The 25,322-nt window shown below is 71.9% G+C and carries 24 protein-coding genes and 1 pseudogene; 18 read left to right on the top strand and 7 right to left on the bottom strand.

Annotation, left to right across the window (positions count from 1 at the left end; translation table 11 throughout):
- The first annotated feature begins 451 nt into the window (after positions 1-451).
- The 3 genes from AB0D49_RS16675 (at position 452) to AB0D49_RS16685 (ending at position 3,614) form a co-directional block, all read left to right on the top strand.
- Entirely contained in the window at positions 452-2,200 is a 1,749-nt protein-coding gene (locus AB0D49_RS16675) for a lytic transglycosylase domain-containing protein (RefSeq protein WP_362757602.1), read from the top strand.
- A 195-nt stretch (positions 2,201-2,395) separates the two neighbouring features.
- Positions 2,396-2,530: an SPW_0924 family protein gene (locus tag AB0D49_RS16680; protein WP_362757604.1), complete on the top strand. Its 135-nt coding sequence runs from the start codon at positions 2,396-2,398 to the stop codon at positions 2,528-2,530.
- 91 nt (positions 2,531-2,621) lie between these two features.
- Complete coding sequence (locus AB0D49_RS16685; protein ID WP_362757606.1) at positions 2,622-3,614, top strand: DUF3068 domain-containing protein; 993 nt, start codon at positions 2,622-2,624, stop codon at positions 3,612-3,614.
- On the opposite strand, the gene AB0D49_RS16690 is transcribed toward AB0D49_RS16685, so the two are convergent.
- Positions 3,604-6,042: an ATP-dependent helicase C-terminal domain-containing protein gene (locus AB0D49_RS16690; protein ID WP_362757608.1), complete on the bottom strand. Its 2,439-nt coding sequence runs from the start codon at positions 6,040-6,042 to the stop codon at positions 3,604-3,606. The genes AB0D49_RS16685 and AB0D49_RS16690 overlap by 11 nt on opposite strands.
- A gap of 4 nt (positions 6,043-6,046) precedes the next feature.
- Positions 6,047-6,952, bottom strand: a complete 906-nt coding sequence (locus tag AB0D49_RS16695) for a class I SAM-dependent methyltransferase (protein ID WP_362757610.1) — start codon at positions 6,950-6,952, stop codon at positions 6,047-6,049.
- Positions 6,953-7,246: 294 nt separating this feature from the next.
- Between AB0D49_RS16695 and rpsA the strand changes: the two genes are divergently transcribed.
- A complete protein-coding gene (gene rpsA, locus AB0D49_RS16700; RefSeq protein ID WP_362757612.1) occupies positions 7,247-8,746 on the top strand; it encodes a 30S ribosomal protein S1 in 1,500 nt (499 codons plus the stop codon).
- A gap of 110 nt (positions 8,747-8,856) precedes the next feature.
- On the opposite strand, the gene AB0D49_RS16705 is transcribed toward rpsA, so the two are convergent.
- Complete coding sequence (locus AB0D49_RS16705; RefSeq protein WP_362757614.1) at positions 8,857-9,834, bottom strand: right-handed parallel beta-helix repeat-containing protein; 978 nt, start codon at positions 9,832-9,834, stop codon at positions 8,857-8,859.
- A gap of 191 nt (positions 9,835-10,025) precedes the next feature.
- Here AB0D49_RS16705 and AB0D49_RS16710 point away from each other — a divergent pair, with 191 nt between their 5' ends.
- From AB0D49_RS16710 to AB0D49_RS16720, 3 genes are all read left to right on the top strand, one after another.
- Complete coding sequence (locus AB0D49_RS16710; RefSeq protein ID WP_362757616.1) at positions 10,026-10,964, top strand: PAC2 family protein; 939 nt, start codon at positions 10,026-10,028, stop codon at positions 10,962-10,964.
- Between the two features lie 70 nt (positions 10,965-11,034).
- Complete coding sequence (gene coaE, locus AB0D49_RS16715) at positions 11,035-11,655, top strand: dephospho-CoA kinase (protein WP_362757618.1); 621 nt, start codon at positions 11,035-11,037, stop codon at positions 11,653-11,655.
- A gap of 50 nt (positions 11,656-11,705) precedes the next feature.
- Positions 11,706-12,086: a tetratricopeptide repeat protein gene (locus AB0D49_RS16720; RefSeq protein WP_362757621.1), complete on the top strand. Its 381-nt coding sequence runs from the start codon at positions 11,706-11,708 to the stop codon at positions 12,084-12,086.
- An 82-nt stretch (positions 12,087-12,168) separates the two neighbouring features.
- On the opposite strand, the gene AB0D49_RS16725 is transcribed toward AB0D49_RS16720, so the two are convergent.
- Positions 12,169-12,435, bottom strand: coding sequence for a DUF6343 family protein (locus tag AB0D49_RS16725; protein WP_362757770.1), 267 nt, complete (start codon positions 12,433-12,435; stop codon positions 12,169-12,171).
- Positions 12,436-12,491: 56 nt separating this feature from the next.
- Between AB0D49_RS16725 and AB0D49_RS16730 the strand changes: the two genes are divergently transcribed.
- Both AB0D49_RS16730 and AB0D49_RS16735 read left to right on the top strand, forming a co-directional pair.
- Complete coding sequence (locus AB0D49_RS16730) at positions 12,492-13,415, top strand: acyltransferase domain-containing protein (protein WP_362757623.1); 924 nt, start codon at positions 12,492-12,494, stop codon at positions 13,413-13,415.
- 103 nt (positions 13,416-13,518) lie between these two features.
- A complete protein-coding gene (locus AB0D49_RS16735) occupies positions 13,519-13,956 on the top strand; it encodes a DoxX family protein (protein WP_362757624.1) in 438 nt (145 codons plus the stop codon).
- Positions 13,957-13,965: 9 nt separating this feature from the next.
- On the opposite strand, the pseudogene AB0D49_RS16740 reads toward AB0D49_RS16735, so the two are convergent.
- Positions 13,966-14,418, bottom strand: a pseudogene (locus AB0D49_RS16740) (RNA-binding S4 domain-containing protein); the annotation flags it as partial.
- A gap of 491 nt (positions 14,419-14,909) precedes the next feature.
- Between AB0D49_RS16740 and AB0D49_RS16745 the strand changes: the two are divergent.
- The 6 genes from AB0D49_RS16745 (at position 14,910) to AB0D49_RS16770 (ending at position 21,603) form a co-directional block, all read left to right on the top strand.
- Positions 14,910-16,286, top strand: a complete 1,377-nt coding sequence (locus AB0D49_RS16745; RefSeq protein ID WP_362757626.1) for a M20/M25/M40 family metallo-hydrolase — start codon at positions 14,910-14,912, stop codon at positions 16,284-16,286.
- 95 nt (positions 16,287-16,381) lie between these two features.
- Complete coding sequence (locus tag AB0D49_RS16750; RefSeq protein ID WP_362757772.1) at positions 16,382-17,830, top strand: YfcC family protein; 1,449 nt, start codon at positions 16,382-16,384, stop codon at positions 17,828-17,830.
- A 186-nt stretch (positions 17,831-18,016) separates the two neighbouring features.
- Positions 18,017-19,081 carry a uracil-DNA glycosylase gene (locus tag AB0D49_RS16755; RefSeq protein WP_362757628.1) on the top strand — a complete coding sequence of 355 codons (1,065 nt, stop codon included), beginning with the start codon at positions 18,017-18,019 and terminating at the stop codon, positions 19,079-19,081.
- A gap of 103 nt (positions 19,082-19,184) precedes the next feature.
- Entirely contained in the window at positions 19,185-19,388 is a 204-nt protein-coding gene (locus tag AB0D49_RS16760) for a hypothetical protein (RefSeq protein ID WP_362757630.1), read from the top strand.
- 69 nt (positions 19,389-19,457) lie between these two features.
- A complete protein-coding gene (locus AB0D49_RS16765) occupies positions 19,458-20,858 on the top strand; it encodes an amidohydrolase (RefSeq protein ID WP_362757632.1) in 1,401 nt (466 codons plus the stop codon).
- Between the two features lie 46 nt (positions 20,859-20,904).
- Complete coding sequence (locus AB0D49_RS16770) at positions 20,905-21,603, top strand: DUF899 domain-containing protein (protein WP_362757634.1); 699 nt, start codon at positions 20,905-20,907, stop codon at positions 21,601-21,603.
- A gap of 47 nt (positions 21,604-21,650) precedes the next feature.
- Here the strand turns inward: AB0D49_RS16770 and AB0D49_RS16775 are convergent, their stop codons facing one another.
- Together AB0D49_RS16775 and AB0D49_RS16780 are read right to left on the bottom strand one after the other, a co-directional pair.
- Positions 21,651-22,094, bottom strand: coding sequence for a hypothetical protein (locus AB0D49_RS16775; RefSeq protein WP_362757636.1), 444 nt, complete (start codon positions 22,092-22,094; stop codon positions 21,651-21,653).
- Positions 22,091-22,744, bottom strand: coding sequence for an ATP-binding protein (locus tag AB0D49_RS16780; RefSeq protein WP_362757638.1), 654 nt, complete (start codon positions 22,742-22,744; stop codon positions 22,091-22,093). Before AB0D49_RS16780 ends, AB0D49_RS16775 begins: the two co-directional genes overlap by 4 nt.
- A 425-nt stretch (positions 22,745-23,169) precedes the next feature.
- Between AB0D49_RS16780 and AB0D49_RS16785 the strand changes: the two genes are divergently transcribed.
- The 3 genes from AB0D49_RS16785 (at position 23,170) to AB0D49_RS16795 (ending at position 25,297) form a co-directional block, all read left to right on the top strand.
- The gene (locus AB0D49_RS16785; RefSeq protein WP_362757640.1) at positions 23,170-24,030 is read left to right on the top strand and encodes a helix-turn-helix transcriptional regulator; all 861 of its coding nucleotides are present in this window, start codon (positions 23,170-23,172) and stop codon (positions 24,028-24,030) included.
- A complete protein-coding gene (locus AB0D49_RS16790) occupies positions 24,031-24,306 on the top strand; it encodes a DUF397 domain-containing protein (protein ID WP_362757641.1) in 276 nt (91 codons plus the stop codon).
- A gap of 178 nt (positions 24,307-24,484) precedes the next feature.
- On the top strand, positions 24,485-25,297 hold the full coding sequence (locus tag AB0D49_RS16795) for an SAM-dependent methyltransferase (RefSeq protein ID WP_362757643.1): 813 nt from the start codon (positions 24,485-24,487) through the stop codon (positions 25,295-25,297).
- Positions 25,298-25,322: the final 25 nt, after the last annotated feature.

The following is a 25,322-nucleotide window of genomic DNA, read 5'->3' on the forward strand; positions in this document are numbered from 1 at the left end:
ACAGACGTGCACCGGGCGGCCCCGGTTCGCCCCCGCGCGGTGCGGCCCCCCGGGCGTCCCGGAGGACCGGCCCGCGCGGTACGCCCCCCGGCGTCCCCCGACGTTCCGGAGCACCACCCGACGCCCCCCGACGCCACCGGCACTGACCGGGCGCGGTCTTCAGTATCCGCGACGCCCATGGAACGCTGGGCTCCGCGCCCACAGCGGCGGGGGACCGGCGCGACCACAAGCGGCCAACGGTGTATGGCCAAGTGGTGAAAACCGGGCGGGAGCGGGTGCCCGCGCAAAGGAAGTTGTCGTAGGGTCACGTGGGTTGACGCGGGGCACGACGCCCCGCGCGGCACGATCCAGACGTTCGCGTCGTACGGGGACGGCACGGGCGATCAGGGCGACTTAGGGCATCGAGGGCAGAAGGGCGGGCGCTCGGGCGTCCAGGGGAGGGGTTCCGTACATGGCGGCGCATTTCGGCAGTCGGCTGCGCAAGGGAGCGGCGACCACCGCCGTGGCCGCGGCGGCGGTCGCGGCATTGTCCGCGTCCCAGGCTCCCGGGGTCACCTCCGGTGATCAGGGCAGACAGAGCACCGCCGACTCCCTCCCCGTACCCGACGCGGCCTCGGCCGACAGCGCGACCGGCAACTCGCCGTACTACACGGACCTGCCGCCGCTGACCACGCCGACGCCCGCGCCGACCGCCGCGACCGGCGGTACCGCGGTCGCCCAGGGCGCCGCCGAGGCGGGGATACCCGCGACCGTCCTGGACGCCTACCAGCAGGCCGCCGCCGCACTCGGCACCGCCAAGCCGAACTGCAACCTCCCCTGGGAACTCCTGGCCGCCATCGGCAAGGTGGAGTCCGGGCAGGCCCGCGGCGGCAATGTGGACGCCGACGGGACCACGATCACCCCGATCCTGGGCCCGCAGCTCGACGGCAACGGCTTCGCCCTCATCCGGGACACCGACAACGGCGAGTTCGACGGCAACGCCGAGTACGACCAGGCTGTCGGCCCCATGCAGTTCATCCCGTCCACCTGGGCGTGGGCGGGCCGCGACGGCAACGGCGACGGGGTCGAGGACCCCAACAACATCTACGACGCCGCCCTCGCCGCCGGTCACTACCTGTGCCGCTTCGACTGGGACCTGTCCACGCCGACGGACCTGAAGAGCGCGATCCTCAGCTACAACAACTCCACCGAGTACTACAACACGGTGCTGTCGTGGCTGGAGTACTACCGCAAGGGCACCCACGAGGTCCCGGACGGCACCGGCACCCTCCCGGCCGACCGCAGCGACGACGACCGCCCGGCCGCCACCCCGCCGCCCGCCACCGGCTCGCCGACCCCGCCGCCCCGGCCCACCCCGCCCGCGAAGCCGACCCCGCCCGTCAGGCCGACGCCGCCGACCACCCCACCGCCCACCACCACCCCGCCCACCCAGACGGACAAGGTCCACCACCTGGAGAACGCGGGCACGCCCGCGCTCACGGCGATGGCGGGCGACGCGTTCCCGGCCAAGCCGACCGCCCGCGCCGAGGACAAGGACGGCAAGGGCGTCGAGAAGGTCCGGGTCCGCTTCACCATCCTCGGTGACACCGACGCCGTCTTCAGCGGCGGCGAGAAGGTCGCCGTGGCCCTCACGGACAGCACCGGCAGGGCGGTCGCCCCGACCCTCCAGGCGGGCGAGCGGACCGGCGGCTTCACCGTCCGCGCCACCCTCGTCGGCCGCACCCTGGCCGCCCTGGACCACAAGGCCACCGTGACCGACCGCGCCGCCGACGCCCTCACCACGGTCGGCGAGCCCGCCCTGACCTGTGTGGCGGGCGGCGAGTTCGCCGACGAGTTCACGTTCGAGGCGACCTACCGGGGCGCCGCGGCCGACGGTGTCGCCGCCACGGCGACGCTCATCACGTCCGCCGACGACCCGACCGTCAACGACAAGGGCCCCTACTTCAAGGACGCCGAGGGCGAGCCGGTCCGTACCCTGACCGGTCTGACCACGGACGCCGACGGACAGCTGAAGCTGCCCAGGCTCTACGCCGACGACACCGAGGGCACCTACCTCCTGCGGGTCACCACCACCGGAGGCGCCACGCTCACCCTGGAGCTGACGGTCACCCCGAAGCTCATCCCCACGCCGACGCCGATCCCCTCGGCCTCGCAGAGCGCCTCCCCGAGCACTTCCCCCGGCGCCTCGCCGTCCGCCTGACCCGGCCCGGCCCGCGGCACCCAGGGTGCCCCTCCGCCACCGCGCGGACGGGCGCCCTCGCCATGTGCCCCCCCCGCGTACGGCCGACATAGGCCCGCCGTACGGCCGCCGTCGTACATGTTCCCCTCTCACGCGCGCGTTGCTACGGTGCCCGACCTGACGGGGTATCAGTTCCGCCGACGCCGGGAGGTCCGTATGCGTGCCCTGATCGCCGCCGCGACCGGTCTCGCCCTCGCGTTCGCCCTGATCCTCGCCCTCACCGCACTCGGCTCCCCGGCCAGTGAGACATCCCCCGAGCCCCTGCTCACCACGGTCCCCAGCCACCCCTGACCCGGACCGACACGCCCGACCGAACCCCGACGGAACCCCTTGAGCCGCCCCCTGCCCCCGCCCCCCGTACCCACCCCAGAGGGAGCCCGAGATGCGCCGCACGGCAGGTCTGATCCTCCTCGCCCTCGCCGTGTTCTTCGCGGCCCTCGCGCCCCTGACACGCTGGTACGCCTTCCCCCGCCTGGCCAAGATCCCGCCCGGCCAGTACCAGACGATGGTCCTGGAGGCGAAGGACGCCACCCTCCTCGACTACGGCACCATGCAGGCCCGTACGGTCCCGAAGGTCACCATCGTGCAGACCCTCAAGGGCAACGTGGAGGAGTCCGAGAAGATCGAGAGGACCGCCGGCCGGGACGTCGTCGTCTGGGACAGCCTCTCCTATGTCCAGGGTCCCGACGGAGAGATGGTCTCCAAGATCCCCGAGCGGTACATCTTCGACGCCCACACCCAGGAACCCGTGCACGCCACCGGCGAGATGGTCGACGGCGACCCGGTCCGCCGCGACGGCATCGAGTTCAAATGGCCCTTCCTCACCGAGAAGCGCGACTACGCGTACTTCGACGCCCAGGCCCGCGTCACCGCCCCCATCCACTACAAGGGCACCCAGGACTTCCGCGGCGTCGAGGTCTACTACTTCGAGCAGACCATCCCCTGGACCGAGGTGCCCTTCCCCAAGGAGATGCCCGTCGAGGGCGTCACCCCCGAGACCGTCGCCACCACCGGCACCACCCGCTGGTACACCACGGTCCGCAAGTTCTGGGTCGAACCCCTCACCGGAGCCCCCGTCTACGGCGAGGAGATCCACAAGGAGGAACTGCGCGGCGGCACCCTCCTGGGCGGCCGGGACAAGGTCACCGCGTTCTCCGGGCACGTCAAGATGCGCGAGGACTACATCGAGGACACCGTCGACCTGGTCACGTCCAACCGCACCCTGGTCCTGCTGCTCACCGCGTACCTGCCCTGGGGCTTCCTCGCCCTCGGCGTCCTGCTGGCCGCCCTCGCCCTCTGGCTGGAGGCCCGCAGTCGCCGCCCCGGCGACCCCGCCCCCGCCCGGCCCGCCGAACCCGAGCCGGTCACCGTCTGAGCCGGGCGTTGGTGTGCCGGGTCGGCTCGGCCCCCGCCGGGTCCTCGGGCCACGGATGCTTCGGATAGCGCCCACGCAGCTCCGCCCGCACCCCCTGGTAGCCGTCCCGCCAGAACGACGCCAGGTCCGCCGTCACGGCCACCGGACGCCCCGCCGGGGACAGCAGATGCACCACCACCGGCAGCCCCGCCACGGACGGCGACTCCTGGAGCCCGAACATCTCCTGGAGCTTCACCGCGAGCACCGGCCGCTCCGGCTCCGCGTAGTCGACCCGCACCCGCGACCCGCTCGGCACGGTGATCCGCTCCGGCGCCAGCTCGTCCAGCCGCACCGCGTCCCCCGACGCCCACGGCAGCAGCCGTACGAGCCCCTGTCCGGCGTCGATCCGCGCCAGGTCCGCCCGCCGCCGCGCCCGGCCCAGCTCCGGCTCCAGCCACTCCGCGACCCGCGCGTGCAGGGCCTCGTCCGCCACATCGGGCCAGGGCTCCCCGAGCCGCCACCGCAGGAACGCCAGCCGCTGGCGCAGCACCCGCGCGTCCGGCCCCCACCGCAGCAGCCCGAACCCCTCCCGCCGCAACCCCTCCAGCAGCGCCTCCCGCACCAGCCCCGGATCGGGCGCCTCGAGCGGCCGTACCGCCAGCTCGATCGCGCCCAGCCGCTCCACCCGGCGCGCCACCACGTCTCCGTCGGCCCAGCGGACCTCCTCGCCCGTAGTGCGCCACGCCCCGGCCGCGCCCCGCGCCACCGCCTCGTCCACCTCGAAACCGAGCCGTACGCGCGCGTGCCCCCGCCCCAGGGGACGGTCCGCGACGGCGACCGCGATCCATCGCGCGCCCCGCAGCCCCGACCCGTCCGCGAGATCGGCCCGCGTACCGGACACCATCAGGAAGGAACCGCCGTCCGCGCGGGCGACCCGCTCGGGATGGGCGAGCGCGGCGACCAGCCCCTGGGCGTCCCCGCGCAGATCCAGCCCGTCGAACACGGGATCGGGAGCGGCCGGTCCGGACGGGACGGCGGCCCGCAGCGCCCGCGTCGCCGCCGGATCGTCGGTCAGCGCGGCCACCGCCTCCACCGCCCGGTCGACCCCGACCAGCGGTACGGCGTCCAGCAGCGCCCGCCCCAGCCGCGGATGCACCCCGAGCCGCGACAGCCGTACGCCCCGCGCGGTCGCCCGGCCGGCCGGGTCCACCGCGCCGATCCCGGCCAGCACCTCCCGGGCCGCCGCCATCGCCCCCGCGGGCGGCCGGTCCAGCAGCGCCAGCCCGGCGGCGTCCGGATCGCCCCAGCAGGCCGCCTGGAGGGCGAACGCCGTCAGATCGGCCACCTTGATCTCCGGCGCCGGGAAACGCGGGAGACGCCCGTCCTCGGCCTCCGCCCAGCACCGGTACACCACACCCGGCGCCTCCCGCCCGGCCCGGCCCGCCCGCTGCCGCCCGGACGCCTGCGAGGCCCGTACCGTCGTCAGCGCGCTCAGCCCCCGGGCGTGATCCACCCGCGGCTCCCGCGCCAGCCCCGCGTCCACCACCACCCGCACCCCGGGCACCGTCAGCGACGACTCCGCGACCGACGTGGCCAGCACCACCCGCCGCCCCCGGCCCGGCGCCAGCACCGCGTCCTGCACCGCCGCCGGAGCCCGCCCGTGCACCTGGAGCACCTCCACCGGACCGAGGTCCCCCAGCAGCCCCGCCACCCGGGAGATCTCCCCGACCCCCGGCAGGAAACACAGCACGTCCCCGGACCGCTCGCCCAGCGCCCGCCGCACCACCGCCGCCACATGCGCCAGCAGCGCCGGATCGACCCGCATCCCGTGCGGAGGCCGCACCCCGCGCGCGGGAGGCGCCCACACCGTCTCCACCGCATGGGACACGCCTTCGGCGGCCACCACCGGCGCGTCGCCCAGCAGCCGCGCCCAGCCCTCCGCGTCCGTCGTCGCCGACGCCGCCACCAGCCGCAGCTCCGGCCGCAGCGCCTGCCGCACGTCCCACAGGAACGCGGCGGCCGTGTCGGCGTCCAGATGCCGCTCATGGCACTCGTCCAGCACCACCACGTCGACGCCGGGCAGCTCAGGGTCCCGCTGGAGCCGCTGGAGCAGCACCCCCGTCGTCACGACCTCCACCCGTGGGTCCGACCCCACCACCCGCTCACCGCGCACGGTGTAGCCGACCCGGCCGCCGACCCGCTCGCCCAGCAGCCACGCCATCCGGCGCGCCGCCGCGCGGGCCGCGATCCTGCGCGGCTCGGCCACGACCACCCGCCGCGCGGACGCGTCCCCGTCCAGCAGTCCGGCGAGCGCCAGCGGCACCAGGGTCGTCTTCCCGGTCCCCGGCGGCGCCACCAGCACCGCCGCCCCCGGCCCCTCCATGGCCCCGGTCAGCGTGGGCAGCACCGCGCGGACCGGCAGCGCGTCCAGCGCCTCCCGCCGGATCACCCGCTCAGTCCCGTACGCACACGAAGATCGCCGTGCCCGGGATCAGGTTCCCGCGCAGCGGCGACCAGCCGCCCCACTCCGAGGTGTTCCACGACGGCCACTGCGGCTCGCACACGTCCACCAGCCGCAGCCCCGCCGCCACGATGTCCCGCACCCGGTCGCCCAGCGTCCGGTGATGCTCCACGTACACCGCGCGGCCCGTCCCGTCCTGCTCCACGTACGGCGTCCGGTCGAAGTACGACGACGCCACGCGCAGCCCCTCCGGGCCCGGCTCGTCCGGGAACGCCCAGCGGATCGGATGGGTCACCGAGAACACGAACCGCCCGCCCGGCCGCAGCACCCGCCGCACCTCGGTCAGCACCCGCACCGGATCGGCGATGAACGGCAGCGCCCCGTACGCCGAGCACGCCAGGTCGAAGGAGCCGTCCGCGAACGGCAGCGCGCCCGCGTCGGCCTCCACCAGCGGGAAGGGCGCCCCGATCCGCAGCGCGTGCTGGAGCTGGCGGTGGGACAGGTCCAGGGCCACCGGACGGGCCCCCTGCGCGGCCAGCCAGCGCGAGCACTGGGCGGCGCCCGCGCCGATCTCCAGGACGTCCTTGCCCCTCAGCTCCCCGGCCGGGCCCAGCAGCTCGGCCTCCACCTCGTCCAGGCCCTCGGGGCTCCAGACGAAGCGGTCGTCCCCGAGGAACGCGCCGTGCTCGTTCTGGTAGTCGTCCGCGTTGCGGTCCCACCAGCTCCGGTTGGCGCGGGAACTCTCCGTCGCCCCGGCGTCGCGGCGGGTGGCCTCCGGCTCCTCGGAGGGCGATGGCGGCGGGGGCGATACGTGCTCTTGGATGATGGGCTCCCTCGTCGTACTCTTCGCTCCAGCCGGCCTCGGGCGGCGACACGGAAGAGGTCCCCTCGGGCCCACGTGGCCTCCTGGGACGGTTCTTGTGCCGGGTATGCGGCGATCCGCCCCGGGTGTGCGCCTTCGCGCATTGACCCTGCCCGGCTGCCCCCGTATGCTACAAGTTGCGCTGCGGGCCTGCGCTCCTCAGACGTAGCAGGCTGCGCTCGCATCTGTTGTATGTCCCCTCGGTTGTCGAGGCGCCACCGGTTGTTTCGGGTGGCGCTTCCTAAGCTGTCCGGCTTCTTCAGAGCGAAACAGGCTCCCGGCGTGAGCAGTGCCTACGACTTCAATGTCCGTACCGGAGCCCTTTCCCACATGACGAGCAGCACCGAGACCACCGCCACCACCCCGCAGGTAGCGGTCAACGACATCGGTAACGAGGAAGCCTTCCTCGCCGCGATCGACGAGACGATCAAGTACTTCAACGACGGCGACATCGTCGACGGCGTCATCGTGAAGGTCGACCGGGACGAGGTCCTGCTCGACATCGGTTACAAGACCGAAGGTGTCATCCCGAGCCGCGAGCTCTCGATCAAGCACGACGTCGACCCCAACGAGGTCGTCGCCGTCGGTGACGAGATCGAGGCCCTCGTCCTCCAGAAGGAGGACAAGGAAGGCCGCCTGATCCTCTCGAAGAAGCGCGCCCAGTACGAGCGTGCCTGGGGGACCATCGAGAAGATCAAGGAAGAGGACGGCATCGTCACCGGTACCGTCATCGAGGTCGTCAAGGGTGGTCTCATCCTCGACATCGGCCTCCGCGGCTTCCTGCCGGCCTCCCTCGTCGAGATGCGCCGTGTCCGCGACCTCCAGCCGTACGTCGGCAAGGAGCTGGAAGCCAAGATCATCGAGCTGGACAAGAACCGCAACAACGTGGTCCTGTCCCGCCGTGCCTGGCTGGAGCAGACCCAGTCCGAGGTCCGTCAGACCTTCCTCACCACCCTCCAGAAGGGCCAGGTGCGGTCGGGCGTCGTGTCCTCGATCGTCAACTTCGGTGCCTTCGTGGACCTGGGTGGCGTCGACGGTCTGGTCCACGTCTCCGAGCTGTCCTGGAAGCACATCGACCACCCCTCCGAGGTCGTCGAGGTCGGCCAGGAGGTCACGGTCGAGGTCCTCGACGTCGACATGGACCGCGAGCGTGTCTCCCTGTCGCTGAAGGCGACCCAGGAAGACCCGTGGCAGCAGTTCGCCCGTACCCACCAGATCGGCCAGGTCGTGCCCGGCAAGGTCACGAAGCTGGTTCCGTTCGGTGCGTTCGTCCGCGTGGACGAGGGCATCGAGGGTCTGGTCCACATCTCCGAGCTGGCCGAGCGCCACGTGGAGATCCCGGAGCAGGTCGTCCAGGTCAACGACGAGATCTTCGTCAAGGTCATCGACATCGACCTGGAGCGTCGCCGGATCTCGCTGTCCCTCAAGCAGGCCAACGAGTCCTTCGGTGCCGACCCGGCGTCGGTCGAGTTCGACCCGACCCTGTACGGCATGGCCGCGTCCTACGACGACCAGGGCAACTACATCTACCCCGAGGGCTTCGACCCCGAGACCAACGACTGGCTCGAGGGGTACGAGAAGCAGCGCGAGGAGTGGGAGCGCCAGTACGCCGAGGCGCAGACCCGCTTCGAGCAGCACCAGCAGCAGGTCATCAAGTCCCGCGAGGCCGACGAGGCCGCTGCGGCCGAGGGCGGCGACGCGGCGGGTGCGGCTCCGGCCGCGTCCGGTGGCGGTTCGTACTCCTCCGAGGGCCCGGACAACTCCGGTGCGCTGGCCTCGGACGAGGCGCTGGCCGCGCTGCGCGAGAAGCTGGCCGGTGGGCAGAGCTGACCGCTCCGCTGAGAGTTAGCTGAACGAAGGGCCCGTACCCCGAGGGGTACGGGCCCTTCGCTGTGCGGTGCGGCCGTGGGGGGTCCGCGCACCGCCCCTCGGTGGCCCCGCTACGGCGTCACGGTGACGTTGGTCAGGCCCCTGCCGCCGGTGACCGTGTTGGAGCTGTGGACCGTGGTCTTGCAGCTCGCGCTGCTGTTGGTGACGTTGATGGCGAGCTGGGTCGAGCCGGTGGCGCCGGTCAGGGTCGAGCGGTTGTTCCTGAAGACCGTGCCGCAGCCCCACCCGGACTGCTGGGTGTGCGTCTGGAAGCCGTCGTTGGTGGTGTTCTTGCCGGTGTTGCCGTCGACCAGGACGTTGTTGCCCTTCACATCCACCCAGGAGTCGTCGTAGTTGGCGCCGGTCAGACCGCGGCCGTCGAAGGTGTTCCCGACGATCTGCGCGCCCGTGGTGCCCTCCTTGATGTCGATGCCCTCGCCGCCGACGTCCGGGCCGATGGTGTTGTTGCGGATCTGGACGCGGTCGCTCTTGTCGGAGAGGGTGTTCGCCGTGCCGACGTAGACGCCCTCGCCCATGCCCCGGCCGTCGTTGCCGGTGTCGTAGATCCGTGAGTTCTTGATCAGGCCGTCCGTGCTCGACTTGCGGAAGTGGACGCCCTCCATGTCCAGGCCGTGGACCGTCACACCGTCCACGACGACGCCGGTCGCGGTGTCGATCATGATGCCTTTCTGTCCGCCCGTGACGGTCAGCCCGCTGACCGTCCAGTAGGAGGCGCCGTTCAGATGGAGGCCGTAGCCGCCGCCCGCGGTCAGGACGGCCCGCGCGGAACCGGTGAGGGTGATCCGGGCACTCGCGGTGGCCGCGGTGGTGGCCTTGAAGTTGCCGGTGTAGGTGCCGTCCGCGAGGCGGATCGTGTCGCCCGGACGGGCCGCTGTCAGGGCCGACTTGAGCTGGGCGGCCGTCGAGACGTCGAGGACGGCGGCCGTCCCGGCGGGGGCGGCGGTGACAGCGGGGACGGCCGTGGCCAGCAGGCCGCCGGTCGTGAGGGCGAGGGCGAGCAGGGAGGTGAGCGGCGTACGGATGCGCATGAGGGACCTTCCTGTCGGTCGGGTGATCAGTTGCGAGTTCATATGCATGAACTGTGGGTGGGGATGTGAACGGCTGGTCTTCGGCACCGTAAGGGCGGGGTGACGGGGCGTCAAGAGGAGCGGGATGCTGGCGGGAATGCCCGTGCTCCGCATCACGTTGTGGCAGAGGAACACGAGGAGGAGCGGTCACCGTGCTTGATCCGCAGGGTTTGTACACGTGGGAGCCGAAGGGCCTGGCCGTCGTCGACATGGCGCTCGCCCAGGAGTCGGCCGGCCTTGTCATGCTCTACCACTTCGACGGATACATCGACGCGGGCGAGACCGGCGACCAGATCGTCGACCGGGTCCTCGACTCGCTGCCGCACCAGGTCGTGGCCCGCTTCGATCACGACCGGCTGGTGGACTACCGCGCCCGCAGGCCCCTGCTGACGTTCCGCCGAGACCGCTGGACGGGCTACGAAGTGCCCGCCATCGAGGTCCGGATCGTCCAGGACGCCACCGGTGCGCCCTTCCTGCTGCTGTCCGGACCCGAACCGGACGTCGAATGGGAACTCTTCGCCGCGGCCGTCCGCCAGGTCGTGGAACGGCTCGGCGTACGCCTGTCGGTCAACTTCCACGGCATCCCCATGGGCGTCCCGCACACCCGCCCCGTCGGTCTGACCCCGCACGGCAACCGCGCCGACCTGGTCCCCGGCCAGCCCAGCCCCTTCGAGGAGGCCCAGGTCCCCGGCAGCGCCGAAGCACTGCTGGAGTACCGGCTGATGGAGGCCGGCCATGACGTCCTCGGGGTCGCCGCGCACGTACCGCACTACATCGCGCGCTCCCCGTACCCCGACGCGGCGCTCACCGCGCTGGAGGCCATCACTGGCGCCACCGGACTGGTCCTGCCCGGTATCGCCCACGCCCTGCGCACCGAGGCCCACCGCACCCAGACCGAGATCGACCGGCAGATCCAGGAGGGCGACGAGGAACTGACCGCGCTCGTCCAGGGACTTGAGCACCAGTACGACGCCGTCGCGGGCGCCGAGACCCGGGGCAATATGCTCGCCGAGCCGGTGGAGATCCCGTCCGCCGACGAGATCGGGCTGGAGTTCGAACGGTTCCTGGCGGAGCGGGAGGGGGACAGCTGAGCGGGGGAGAGCCAGCGGTCCCGTCCCGGCGCCGGACGCGCTGTCAGTGGCAGGGCCTAAGCTGCGAGACATGCTGAAAGTTGGTCTGACCGGCGGCATCGGCGCCGGCAAGAGCGAGGTGTCGCGGCTGCTCGTGGAGTGCGGTGCCGTACTGATCGACGCGGACCGTATCGCACGCGAGGTCGTGGCGCCGGGCACACCCGGACTCGCGGCGGTGGTCGAGGCGTTCGGTCCGGACGTCCTCGCCGCCGACGGCAGCCTGGACCGGCCCCGCCTCGGCTCCCTCGTCTTCACCGACCCCGCCCGGCTGGCCGTGCTGAACGCGATCGTGCACCCGCTCGTCGGCGCCCGCTCCAGAGAGCTGGAATCGGCCGCCGCCGGGGACGCCGTCGTCGTCCATGACGTCCCCCTCCTCACCGAGAACGGACTGGCCCCGCTGTACGACGTGATCGTCGTCGTCGACGTGGCCCCGGCCACCCAGCTCGACCGGCTGGTGCGGCTGCGCGGGATGACCGAGGACGACGCCCGCGCCCGGATGGCGGCCCAGACCGACCGTGAACAGCGGCTCCGGATCGCCGACATCGTGATCGACAACGATGTGCCGCTGGACCGGCTGCGCGTCCGGGTCCAGGAGGTCTGGGCGGAGCTGGAGCGCAGAGCGCGGCCCGTCCCGGGAGCCATGGCGGAATAGCGACGCCCCGGGCGGGCGTTGAACTCCCCCGACGAGGGAAGGATTCAGCCGTGCCCGAGACCAGCGGATCGACCGGACGTACCCCGGAGACGTATGTCATCGACTTCCGCGCCGCCGAGCAGCTGCTCACCGCGCGGGACCCCCGGGGTGCGGTGAAGCTGCTGGACCGGGTCATCGCCGCACACCCCGAGAACACCGCCGCCCGGCTGCTGCGCGCGCGGGCCTTCTTCGCCGCCGCGCAACTGCGCCCCGCCGAACTGGAGTTCACGGTCGTCCTGGAGCGCGAGCCGGACAACGCCTACGCGCACTTCGCCCTCGCCCGTACCTTTGAGCGTCAGGGGCGTCCCGACCAGGCCATACGTCACTTCCGGCTGGCCGCGGCGCTGGACCCGAACCCGGAGTACCTGAAGGCCGCGCGGTTCGACGCGTAGCGGCGACTGCGACTGCGGCTGCCCAGCGCCGTTGCCGTGTGTGACGTGTCGGGCACGTCTCGTGGGCGGGCGAGAGGGGCGGTCACCTGCCGTGGTGCCTCGGTGGCTCGTACGGGGGGATGTCCGGGCCGGGCTGGTAGTGCGGGCCCTGGTGGATGTGGTGGAGGATCATGGTCATGTCGACAGTGACCACCAGCCACAGTACGGCGCACGCCGCGGCCCAGCCGGGATGCCCGGTCAGAATGAACACGGCCGTCCCGAAGATGGCCCAGAACATCCCCCACACACTCAGCCAGAAACGGGCCCGCAGCGCGCTGCGCGCCGTCCGTGGCTCATTGCCCGTACGCATCGGCATCAGGATCACCGCTCCTGCTTGCAACGTACTCTTCGGCGGGGGGTCCGCGCATGCTGCCGGACGCTGACGACCTTCCCGAGACACTGCTCGACCTCGGCGTACCCCACGAGGACATCAGCGAACTGATCGCCCGGCACCGCACCCTCACCCAGGACGCCGCGGCCATGCGGCTGCTGGAGGAGGCCGTCGAGGAGATCGTGCGGGGCATGGGACTCGTCGGCGGCGACCAGCCCGAGCCCGGCGCGGGCGGCGGATTCCTGCCCCGGGTCCAGGAGGCGCCGCCGGAACTGGGCGGCCTCTTCGCGGTGTACGCGTTCATCGCCGCGCTGCCGCACACCCGCGCCTACCACCGGTCCCGTGGCGTCCCCGACGACGTCTCCCGGCGCACCCTCGCCGACCTGGGACGCAACCTCGCCGTCCACCGGCGCCGGTACGGACACACCGGGCTGCACGCCCCCCAATGGGTCCGGCACCACTTCTGCGGCGAGCTGTACCAGCTCGGACGGCTCCAGTTCGAGCGGGCGCGGCTGCTCGACGTCACCGCGCGGGCACTGAACGACGCCGGGATCGAGGCCACGCCCGGTGCGCTGTACCTCAGCATCCACATCCCCGACTTCAGCGGGCCGCTCTCCCCGGCCGGCTGCGACCGTTCCCTCGCCCGAGCCCGTGCCTTCTTCGCCCGGCACTATCCGGAGGAGCGGTATGTCGGCGCGCTCTGCCACTCCTGGCTGCTCGACCGGCAACTGCGGGAGTACCTTCCGGCCGGCTCCAACATCATCCGCTTCCAGGAACGTTTCACCCTGGGCCCGGAGGACACCGAGCCCTCCGATGTGCACCCCGTGCAGTTCGTCTTCGGCGACCCTCGGCTGTCCCCCGCGGACCTGCCCCGGCGCACCTCGCTGGAACGGGCCGTCGGGGACCATCTGCGGGCGGGCGGACACTGGTACACGGGGCATGGCTGGATGCGGTGGTGAGACGTGAGATGACCGGGGTGGCACCGATGAGTTCGGGGTGCGGGCGGGGTCTACCTGTGTGACGCAAGAACGGATCGCTTCACGTTGCACAGGGGAGAGACAGATGTCCAAGTCCACCGGTTCCACCGCCTCCGTGGCCTCCGCCGCCTCGGGCCGTACCGCTGCCCGGACGGCGCTGCGGGCGCTCCAGATCCTGCTCGCGCTGTTCTTCGCGATCGGCAGCGCGCTGCCCAAGCTGATCGGGCACTCGGCGGCGGTGGAGACCTTCGAGCAGATGGGCTGGGGCAGCGCCGGGATGTACGCCATCGGCGTGCTGGAGCTGGCCGGGGCGATAGGGCTGGTGGTGCCGGTGCTCCAGGCCGCGGCGGCGCTCGGACTGAGCGCGCTCATGGTGGGGGCGTTCGTCGTCCAGCTCACCGAGTTCCACGGGGAGAACGCCGCGACGCCGCTCATCCTCATCGTGCCGCTGGCCCTGATCGCCTGGGTGCGTCGGGGGAGTCTGGTGCGGGGTCGGGGTCCGGTTCCCGCCCGCGTCGGCTGACCGCCTCGGTCACCGGTCCCGGTGACGGTTCGGGTCGCCGAAGTTGGTGCCCTGGTCGCGCAGCGCGCGCAGCCGTTCCAGTTCGCGGCGGTCGCGCTTGGTGGGGCGGCCGGTGCCGCGGTCACGGAGACCGGCGGGGGCGACGGCGTCGCGGGGCGGGGGCGGCGGGCTGTTGTCGACGTAGCACTGGACGGCGACCGGGGCGCCGACGCGCTTGCGGATCAGCCGCTTGACGACGACGATCCGCTCCCGGCCCTCGTGGCGCAGCCGGACCTCGTCGCCGATCCGGACGGCGTGGGCGGGCTTGACGCGTTCGCCGTTGACCCTGATGTGGCCGCCCTTGCAGGCGGAGGAACCGAGTGAGCGGGTCTTGATCAGACGGACGGCCCAGATCCAGCTGTCGATGCGGACGGTTTCGCCGGGTGCGGGGCGGGCGGCTTCGGCGGCGGCGATGGCGGCAGCGGTGAGGTCGGGGTCGGGGTCGGGGGGTTCGGTGGTGCCGGTGGGGTCAGTGAGGTCAGTGGGGTCGGTCGAGCCGGTGGGGTCAGTGGTGCCGGTGGTGCCGGTGGGGCTCGCGTCCCGGTTCCCGGCCCCTGCCTCAGTCCTGGGCTCAGCCTCAGCCTCGGCACCTGCCTCGGCACCTGCCTCCGTGCCGGGCTCGGTCCCAGCCCCTGCCTCGGCCCCCGTCTCAGTACCGCGCTCGGTCTCGCCGCCATAGGGGTCGTACCCGTCGATCGTTTCGATCAGGTCGCCGGTCGAGGGGCGGGGGCGGCGGTTCCGAGGGGTCATGTACTCGACCTTAACGGGGGACCGGCACGGGATCGGAGCCCTTTTCCGGGGCGGGACCCCCAGGGCCGTGGACACTCCGCCGGACCACCCCGGATGCGGGGGCCGGGCGGGCGGCCGAGGGTGTTGCACGGGGGACCGTGCGAACGCGAGTAGGGAGAGCCGGCGTGGACGTGGTGGCCAAGGTCGACGGGCTGATGGACGGACTGACCGCCGATCTGGAGCGGCTGGCGGCGATTCCCTCCGTGGCGTTCCCGGGGTTCCCGACCGAACCGGTGGAGCGGGCCCACGATCTGCTGGTCGAGCTGTTGCGGGACGTCGGAGTGGCCCGGGTGGAGCGGATCGAACTGCCCGACACCGCGCCGGTGATCTACGCGGAGATCCCGCCGCCGCATCCGGACGCGCCGACCGTGCTGCTCTACTCGCACTACGACGTGCAGCCGCCGGGCGACGAGTCGCTGTGGCGGTCACCGCCGTTCGAACCGACCCCGGTGGAGGGCGGGCTGCGGGCGCGCGGGATCGCGGACGACAAGGCGAACGTCATCGCGCATCTCGGGATGCTGCGGGCGTTCGGCGGTCGGCCGCCGGTCGGGGTGAAGATCGTGTTCGAGGGGCAGGAGGAGTACGGCAGCGCGTTCGACGGGTATCCGCCGACCGATCCGGGGCGGTTCGCGTGCGATGCGATGGTGGTCGCCGACCTCGGCAATCTCCGGCCGGGCACGCCGACGCTGACGACCGGGCTGCGCGGGGCCTGCGAGGTGGTCGTGGAGGTGCGGACACTCGCGGAGCCCCGGCACAGCGGGGAGTTCGGGGGCGCGGCGCCGGACGCGTTGCTGGCCCTGCTGAAGGCGCTGGCCACGCTGCACGATGTGCACGGGGACGTGGCGGTGGAGGGGCTGCGGCGGGAGAACTGGGCCGGAGCCGGATACACCGAGGAGGAGTTCCGGGAGCTGGCGGGCGTCGTGGACGACGACGTACCGCTCATGGGGAGCGGGAGTCTGGGCGAGCGGCTCTGGAGCGGACCGGCGATCACCGTGATCGGGCTGGACGCGCCGGGCGTCGAACACGCCGCCTCCGCCGTCGTCCCGTACGCGCGGGCCAAGGTGAATCTGCGGTTCCATCCGCGGCAGGACCCGCGTGAGGCGCAGGAACTGCTGCTGGAGCATCTACGGCCGCTGCGGCCGTTCGGGGTGCCGCTGACGGTGACCGCCGGGGACACCGGGCCCGGGTACGAGGCGCGGACGGACGGGCCCGCGTACCGGGCCGCGCGGGAGGCGCTCGCCGAGGCATGGGGGAGCGAGACGTCGTACGTGGCGACGGGCGGGTCGATTCCGCTGGTCAACGGGTTGTCGCAGGCCGCGCCCGAGGCCGAGGTGCTGCTGTTCGGGGCGCAGGACGGGCGGTGCAATCTACATGCCCCGAACGAGCGGGTGCTCTTCTCGGAGCTGCGGAACACGGTCGTGGCGATGTGCGGGTTCGTGGAGCGCTACGCGGCCGGCTTCGACGGCGGGAACGGGGGCGGTCGGCCGGGGAAGGCCGGGTGACGCTCGCCGAGGGCGGGACGGGGCAGGGGACCGGGAGCGATTCCGGGAGCGGTACCGAGGAGCCGCCGCGGCGGAAGTTCACCTTCCCCAGCGCGCTGACCGTCCTGGTCATCGTCACCATCGCGGTCTGGCTGCTCGCCTTCCTCATCCCGTCCGGCCGCTACGACCGGGACCCGTCCGGCGCGCCCATCCAGGGCACGTACCACCGGGTCGACTCGGGCCTGAGCTTCGTCGACCGGCTCAACGATCTCTTCCTCTCCCCGGTCAACGGTCTGTACGGCATCCAGGACCAGAGCACCGGGAAGGTCGGACCGGACCTCGCCGGTGAGCTGTACGGGGCGGCGGGGGTGTTCCTGTTCGTGCTGGCGATCGGGGCGTTCATCACGGTCGTCTTCGCGACCGGGGCCCTCGACCGGGGGATCGCCCGGCTCGCCCACCGGCTGCGGGACCGCGGGGCGCTGCTGATCGCCGGGATCATGCTGGTCTTCTCGGTGCTCGGCACGGTCGAGGGCTTCGCCGAGGAGACCCTCGGCTTCTACGGACTGGTCGTGCCGCTGATGCTGGCACTCGGCTACGACCGGATGGTCGCCGTCGGCACGATCATCCTGGGCGCCGGGATCGGCGTGCTCTGCTCGACCGTCAACCCCTTCGCGACCGGGGTCGCCTCCTCCGCCGCGGACATCTCGCTCGGCGACGGGATCGTGCTGCGCTTCGTGATGTGGGTGGTGCTGACGGCGGTGACCATGGCGTACGTCATCCGGTACGCGCGCCGGGTACAGCGTGACCCGGCGCGTTCGCTCACCGGGTTCCTGCCCGGCGACCGGGACCAGCGGCCCACCGACGACGTGCCGGAGCTGACCGGGCTGCACAAGGCCGTGCTGGCGGTGATGGTGCTGGTCTTCGCCTTCATGATCTTCTCGGTGGTGCCCTGGTCCAGCGCGCTCACCGGGGACGCGGACGCCACGCCGTACGGGTTCGAACTGGGCTGGTCCTTCCCCGAGCTGGCCGCGCTGTTCCTGTGCGCGGCGGTGCTGGTGGGGCTGGTGGCGCGGATGGGGGAGCAGAAGCTCAGCGCGACGATCGTGCGGGGCGCCGCGGACTTCATCTCACCGGCGCTGGTGATCGTGCTGGCCCGCGGGGTCACCGTGATCATGAACAACGCGGAGATCACCGACACCGTGCTGCACGCCATCGAGGGCGTGGTCGCGGACACGTCGTCCGGGGTCTTCGCGATCCTGGTGTTCGTGGTGAATCTGCCGCTGGCGTTCCTGATCCCCTCCACGTCCGGGCACGCGACCCTCGCCATGCCGATCCTCGCCCCGCTCGCCGACTTCGCGGGCGTCTCCCGCGCGATCGTCGTCACCGCGTGGCAGTCGGCGAGCGGCTGGATGAACCTGTGGGTGCCGACCACCGCGGTCACCATCGGCGGGGTGGCCCTGGCGAAGGTCGGCTACAACCGGTATCTGCGGTTCGTGGCGCCGCTGCTGGCGATTCTGTTCGTGCTGATCTGCGGGTTCGTGGCGGCGGGGGCGGTGTGGACGTGAGGGCGGGGTGGGGGCGGGGGTGGTGAGGCGGGGGACGGTGGTGGTGGGTGGGACGCCGGTAATGGGGCGGCGGATGGTGGTGGTGGGGTGGCGGCGCCGGTAAAGGAGTGGGTGACGGTGGTGGTGGGCTGGCGGCGCCGGAATTGAGGTGGCGGGGCGCTGGGGCGGGCGTCGTACGGTGATGTCATGGGCGACGGTGATGGGGCTCGGGGGCAGGGGAATCGCGCGTGCCCCGGGGACCCCGGGTACCCGGCGGACTCCGCTCGTCTCGCCGTCTCGCTCACCGACCTGGATCACCGCGTCGCCGGTTGCCGTGCCTGTCCGCGGCTCGTCGCCTGGCGGGAGGAGGTCGCGGAGGTCAAGCGGGCCGCGTACGCCGACTGGACGTACTGGGGCCGCCCGGTGCCCGGATTCGGGTCGGTGGACGCGCCCCTGCTGATCGTCGGACTCGCGCCCGCGGCGCACGGCGGCAACCGCACCGGCCGGATGTTCACCGGCGACCGCTCCGGAGACGTGCTGTACCAGGCGCTGTACGACGTGGGACTGGCCTCGCAGCCGACGTCCGTCGCCGCCGACGACGGCCTGGAGCTGTACGGCGTCCGCATCACCGCGCCCGTCCACTGCGCCCCGCCCGACAACCGGCCCACCCCCGCCGAACGGGACACCTGCCGTCCCTGGCTGGTCCGTGAACTGCGGCTGCTCAGGCCCGCCTTGCGGGCGGTGCTGGTGCTCGGCGCGTTCGGCTGGCAGGCGACGTTGTCCGCGTTGGCGGCGGCGGGTTGGGCGGTGCCCAGGCCGCGGCCGGTGTTCGCGCATGGGGCGCGGGTCCGGCTGGAGGGTCTTGACGGTCGGGATGGTGGACTTGACGGTGTTGACGGCGGTCTTGATGGCCGTCTTGATGGTCTTGATGGCGGGCTTGACGGTGCCAATGGGATTGACGGCGGGCTTGACGGTCTCGATGGGGTTGACGGCGGGCTTGACGGTCCCGATGGAACTGGCGGCGGGGTTGACGGTCGCGATGGGATTGACGGCGGGGTTGACGGTCTCGAGCTGCTCGGCTGTTTTCATGTCAGCCAGCGGAACACCTTCACGGGGCGGCTCACGCCGGAGATGCTGCGGGAGGCGCTGCGGGAGGCGCTGCGGTCGGCGGGGGCGGCGGCGGGGTTGTTCGGTGAGGGCGACGGTGGGCGCGGCGGGCGTGGTGGGCATGGCAGGGCGGGCGGGGACGGCGGGGGCGCTGCGTTCCTGTGACGCTCGTCACTGATCCGTCCGACGATGAGACGTTCCTCGCCCGGACCGCCGACCATCTCGCCGCCCTGCGGCGCACGCGGCACTGACCGCCCGGGAGGAGTGGGTGACCCATGAGAAGCGGGTGCTGGAGCGGGCGGGGTCGCGGGGGGTGGACGGGAGCATCGGGGCGCTGGCCGCCAGCAGCGGTCCCGGCGCGGACGACGGCCCTGGTGCTTCCGACGCGGAGGGCGGCCTCGCGGGGGCGATCTCCAGGGCTCGTCGGCTCGTGGAGACGAGGGGCGCCGAGGGGACGGGCGACCCGTCGTAGGGGAGCGGGTGTGTCTGACCTTCGGCGGCATCACCCACCCCCGCGTACCGCAGCCCGTACGTTGGCCGGATGAGCCAGAGCGTCGATCTGCTGATCACCCCCTGCACCGTGCTGGTCCACGGCCCCCATGAGGAGGTCGGGTTCCGGCAGGACGTGGCCGTCGTGGTGCGGGGCGGGGTTGTCGAGGCCGTCGTCGGGGCGGGGGACGTGGGGCGGTTCGACGCGGTGGAGGTGATCGACGGGCGGGGGCAGGTTCTGCTGCCGGGGCTGATCAACTGTCATACGCACGCGCCGATGGTCGCCCTGCGCGGGATCGCCGAGGATCTGCCGGTCGAGGAGTGGTTCGACGGGGTGGTGTGGCCGGTCGAGGCCAACCTCACGGCGCGGGACGTGGCGCTCGGCGCGCGGCTCGCCTGTGCCGAGATGATCCGGGGCGGGGTCACCTGTTTCGCCGACCACTACTTCCACATGGACGAGGTCGCCGCCGTGGTCGAGGAGTGCGGGATGCGGGCGCTCCTCGGGCAGGCGTACTTCTCGTCCCAGGGCACGGAAGGGCGGGAACGGTCACTGGAGTTCGCGCTGCGGAACCGGGGGCGCGCGGACGGTCGTATCACCACCGCTCTCGCTCCGCACGCCCCCTATACCGTCACCGACGCCGATCTCGCCGCCACCGCCGCACTCGCCCGCGCGCACGGACTTCCCGTGCATCTGCACGCCGCCGAGAACCGCGCCCAGACCGAGGCCAGCCTCGAACGTCACGGAGTCACCCCCGTGGAGGTGCTCGAACGGGCCGGGCTGCTGGACACGGGCATGGAACTGCTCATCGCCCATGGGACCGGCATCCTCGACCGGGACATCGAGGTGCTGCGGCGGGCCGGTGGGCGGGTCGCCGTCGCCACCGCCCCGCGCGGCTATCTGCGGTTCGCCTGGCCCACCACCACGCCCGTCCGTGCCCTGCGCGAGATCGGTGTGCCGGTCGGACTCGCCACCGACGGGGCCGCCTCCAACAACTCCCTCGACCTCTGGGAGGCCATGACCCTCACCGCGCTGATCCAGAAGTCCACGACCGGTGATCCCCGCTGGCTGACCGCGCGTCAGGCGTTGCACCACGCGACCGTGCAGAGCGCCGACGCGGTGGGGCTGGGGGATGTCGTCGGGCGGATCGAGCCGGGGCGTCGGGCGGATCTCATCCTCGTCGATCTCACCGGACCGCACACCCAGCCCGTGCACGATCTCGCCGCCACGCTGGTGCACAGCGTCCGCTCCGGTGACGTACGGACGACGATCGTGGACGGGCGGGTCCTCATGCGGGACCGGGAGCTGACCACCATCGATGTGCCGGGTGTGGTGCGGGAGTTGGGGGAGCGGCTGCCCGCGCTGGTCGAGCGGGGACACGGCCGGCGTATCCAGCGGTACGGGGTGGAGGAGGCGGCGGAAAAAAGTTCTGGCGTCCGCGATGAGTTCCGGTGAGTGCGTCAGTCAGCACCCCAACGGGACTGTCGTAGCAGGAGGACCCATGTCGCTTCCGGATGTCGTGTCGCGCGAAGAGTGGCGCAAGGCGCGGCACGCACTGCTCGCCGAGGAGAAGGCGGCGACCCGCGCGCGGGACGCGCTCAACGCGGCGCGGCGCGGGCTGCCCATGGTCGAGATCGACAAGGAGTACGTGTTCGAGGGCGGCGACGGCAAGGCCACCCTGCTGGACCTCTTCGAGGGCCGCAGCCAACTCGTCGTCCACCACTTCATGTTCGCCCCGGAGTGGGAGAACGGCTGCCCCAACTGCTCGTACTTCCTCGACCAGGTCGGCCACCAGGCACATCTGCACGCCCGCAGGACGTCGTTCGTGGCCGTGTCCCGGGCGCCGTACACCCGGCTGCTGCCGTTCAAGGCGCGGATGGGCTGGACGGTGCCCTGGTACTCGTCCTACGACAGCGACTTCAACTTCGACTTCGATGTGACGCGGGACCGGGGCGGCGAGCTGTTCGAGGAGCCGGGACTCAGCTGCTTCCTGCGCGACCGGGACCGGGTCTTCCACACCTACTCGACGTACGACCGCGGGCTCGACGGGCTCGGCCCGGCCACCAGCTTTCTCGACCTGACCGTGCTCGGTCGGCAGGAGGAGTGGGAGGAGCCGCGGGGGCGGGCCGCCGCGTTCGGGCCGCTCGTGAGGAGCGGGCACAGCCGGTATCACGACGAGTACGACGAGTATGAGGACTGAGGGGATCAGGGCTCAGGCTCAGGGTTGTCCTCGGTCCCGGCGGAGCCCTACGCGCTGACCGGCCGTGACCAGCTCGGTGTCGTCCCCGTCAGCCGGCACAGGGCCAGATACAGCGGGATCGGCGGCGTGTACGGCAGCGTGCCGTCGGGGCGGTGGATCAGCCGCGGTACGTCCGCGACCAGCGCACCCGCCGTGTACTGGGCCGGAGCCGGCCAGTCCAGGGCGTAGTCCGAGTCGGACGGGACCAGCCACCACCAGTGCGCCGCGTCGGCGTAGACGCACCCCACGCGCGGCAGCCGGGGTATGACCAGCGGACCGAAGTCGGCGGGCACCGCCACCGCGTCGCAGCCCATCGGCGCGGTCATGCCGTCCGGCACCGACAGCTTGCGGGTGCCGCCCGGCACCGCCGGGCCCGGGGTCTGCGCCTCGCGCCCCAGACGGACCAGTGTGTCCAGGTTCAGCACCTGCCCGCCGCAGGACGCGGTTCTCACGGCCTTCCCCTCTCCCCGTCCCGCTCGCGCGGCATCATGACCGGGCCGTGCAGCGCCTCGGCCTCGTCGTCGTCACCCGAGCCGCCCTTCAGGGGGCCGCCGGGCTTCGGGCGGGCGCCCCAGCCGAGGTCGCCCTGCGGAGCGACGTCCGCGGCGGCGTCGGCCTGCCGCGGCAGCTCCGCCCAGACCAGCAGCCCGGGGCCGTGCTCCTGAGCACCCCAGGCCCGGCACAGGGCGTCTATGAGGAGCAATCCCCTCCCGTGCTCCTCATCCGGCCGCTGCGGCGACGGCTGGGGCTCACCCGGAGCGAAACCTTCGTCACGCACCGCTATGCGGACCAGGTCGTCACCGTCGTGCAGCTCGCAGACGACGATGTCGCTCGCGGTGTGCACGATCGCGTTGGTGACCAGTTCGGAGACCACGAGGGCCGCCGTGTCGCACGTGTCCTCGCACACCGACCAGCCGGTCAGTCGGGCCCGCGTCAGCCTTCTGGCCTGTGCGGGGGAGCCCGGATGCGCGGCCAGTTCGAAGCGGAACCGGCGCTCGGCGGAGGTCTCGGCGGGACCGGCCGGCGTAGCGGCGCCGTCGAGGCCGAGGGGGCCTGCGGCGGCGTCTGCTCCTAAGGGCGGGGACGGAATCACGCTTGCCACTATCTCCCCGCCGTGAACACTTGGCAAGTGTCACTCTGAAAATTGCAGAGTGCCGTATGACTCTCTGCACGGGCGTGGCACACTGCTCGCACGGGCATGTGGAGCGGCGTCACTTCGGAGGCGAAGATCTGTTCGGATCTTCGAATGTATTTTCGAAGGGCGCCGTGAAGCCTGTCGGTGAGCATGAGGTCGCTTCCGCGGTGCGGTGAGGTTGCCGGGCTGGCGGGTTGGCGGTCCCATCAGCCGGTCGGGCGGTCCGGTCGGTCTGGCGGTCGGCTCCAGAGAGCGGTATCAGCAGTCGTACCAGTCGTCCGAACGGTTCGCGCCCCGTGAGCCGCGCGTGTTCATTGAGTTCATTGAGTTCTTTGAGTCAGTTCTCTGAGTCAGTTCTCTGAGTCCAACGAGTTCTTGTGTGGAGGTGGAGCGTGAGTGAGCCGCGGTCCGCGCCGACGGTCGGCCAGGTCGTCCTCGGCCGACGCCTGCTCGACCTGCGCGAGAGTGCCGGACTCAAACGAGAGGAAGCCGCCAAGATCCTCCGCGTCGCACCCGCCACGGTCCGCCGGATGGAGATGGCCGAGGTCTCGCTCAAGATCCCGTACCTCCAGTTGCTCCTGAAGGCGTACGGCGTCCCGGACGACGAGGCCGACGCCTTCGTCCAGCTCGCCGAGGAGGCCAACAAACCCGGCTGGTGGCAGCGCTTCCACGACATCCTGCCCGGCTGGTTCTCGATGTACGTCAGCCTGGAGGGCGCCGCCCGGCTCATCCGCAGCTACGACCCGCACTTCATCCCCGGCCTGCTCCAGACCGAGGGATACGCGCGCGGGGTACTCAAGGCGGGCGCCGTCGGCCAGACCCGGCCCGACGACATCGAACGCCATGTCGCCCTGCGTATGCAGCGCCAGAACCTGCTCACCCGCGAGGACGCGCCCCGGCTGTGGGTCGTCATGGACGAGACGGCACTGCGCCGCCCCGTCGGCAGCTCCGACGTGATGCGCGAGCAGATCGACCGGCTGCTGGAGGCGACGGAGCTGTCGAATCTGACGCTCCAGGTGATCCCGTTCGCCTCCGGCCCCCACCCGGGCACCTATGGACCGTTCGTCCTCTTCCGATTCGCCATGCCCGAACTCCCGGACATGGTCTACAGCGAGTACCTGACCGGCGCCGTCTACCTGGACGCGCGCGCCGAGGTAGCCACCTACCTGGAGGTCATGGACCGCATGGCGGCACAGGCCGCTCCTGCACAACGCACGAAGGAGATCCTCCGGGATCTCCGCAAGGAGCTGTGAATGGATGGCACCACGTCCCAGCCGAGGCCGTTGACCCGCACCGCGCGGATCTACAACGGTATGCCCGCGCGTGAACTGGGCAGCGAAGGCTGGCACAAGCCGTGGAGCGGCGGCAACGGGGGCAACTGCCTGGAGGCGATGAAACTCGCCGACGGCCGGATCGCGGTCCGGCAGTCCACCGACCCCGACGGGCCGGCGCTGATCTACACCACCGACGAGATGACCGCCTTCATCGAGGGCGCCAAAGCGGGGGAGGCCGACTTCCTGCTGCGCTGAACGACCTTGCTGCCTCCCTGCCACCCCCCCTTGAGCACCTAAGCACTGAGTAACTGAGCTTCTGAGTAACTGAGCACCTGAGTATCCGGGCATCGCAGGTAATCGACCGTCTCCCGCGCTAAGTTGACCGACCAAGCCTTCACCCCCCACCACCCGTCCGACGCTCAGGGAGTGGCCTATGACCGGGCAGGACCCCACCGGCGCCATCGAGATCGACACCAGCAAGCCCCACCCGGCACGCATGTACGACTGGTACCTCGGCGGCAAGGACAACTACCCGGTCGACGAGGCCATGGGCCGGCAGATGCTGGCCCTCGACCCCCGGGTCCCGGTCATGGCCCAGGTCAACCGCGCCTTCATGCACCGCGCCACCCGCTGGCTCGCCGGACAGGGCATACGGCAGTTCCTCGACATCGGCACCGGCATCCCGACCGAACCCAACCTGCACCAGGTCGCCCAGGAGATCGCGCCGGACGCCCGGATCGTCTACTGCGACAACGACCCGATCGTCCTCGCCCACGCCGCCGCACTGCTGCGCAGCACACCGGAGGGCGTCACCGAGTACGTCCAGGCCGACGTACGCGACCCCGCGACCATCCTCGCGTCCGCCGGGAAGGTGCTGGACCTGGACCAGCCCGTCGCCCTCTGCCTCGTCGCCCTGCTGCACTTCGTCCCCGACGAGGACGGCGCCCATGACCTGGTCGCCCGGCTCCTCGCCGGACTCCCCTCCGGCAGCTGTCTGATGATGACCCACGCCTCCGCCGACTTCACCCCGGAGGAGTCCGTCGCCGCGACCGCGAAACTCAAGGCCGCGGGCATCACCCTCGCGCTCCGCTCGCGCACCGAGTTCGCCCGCTTCTTCACCGGGCTGGAACTGGCCGACCCGGGCGTCGTGGTCGTCAACGAGTGGAAACGGGAGCTGGGCGAGCCGGTGGCGGGCGAGTACGACGGGGTCATCCCGGGATATGGGGCGGTGGGACGCAAGCCGTGAGGGGTTCTCAGATCCCGGGGTTCTG

This window comes from Streptomyces sp. NPDC048290 (genome assembly GCF_040652095.1).
In the GTDB taxonomy this organism is placed as follows: Bacteria; Actinomycetota; Actinomycetes; order Streptomycetales; family Streptomycetaceae; genus Streptomyces.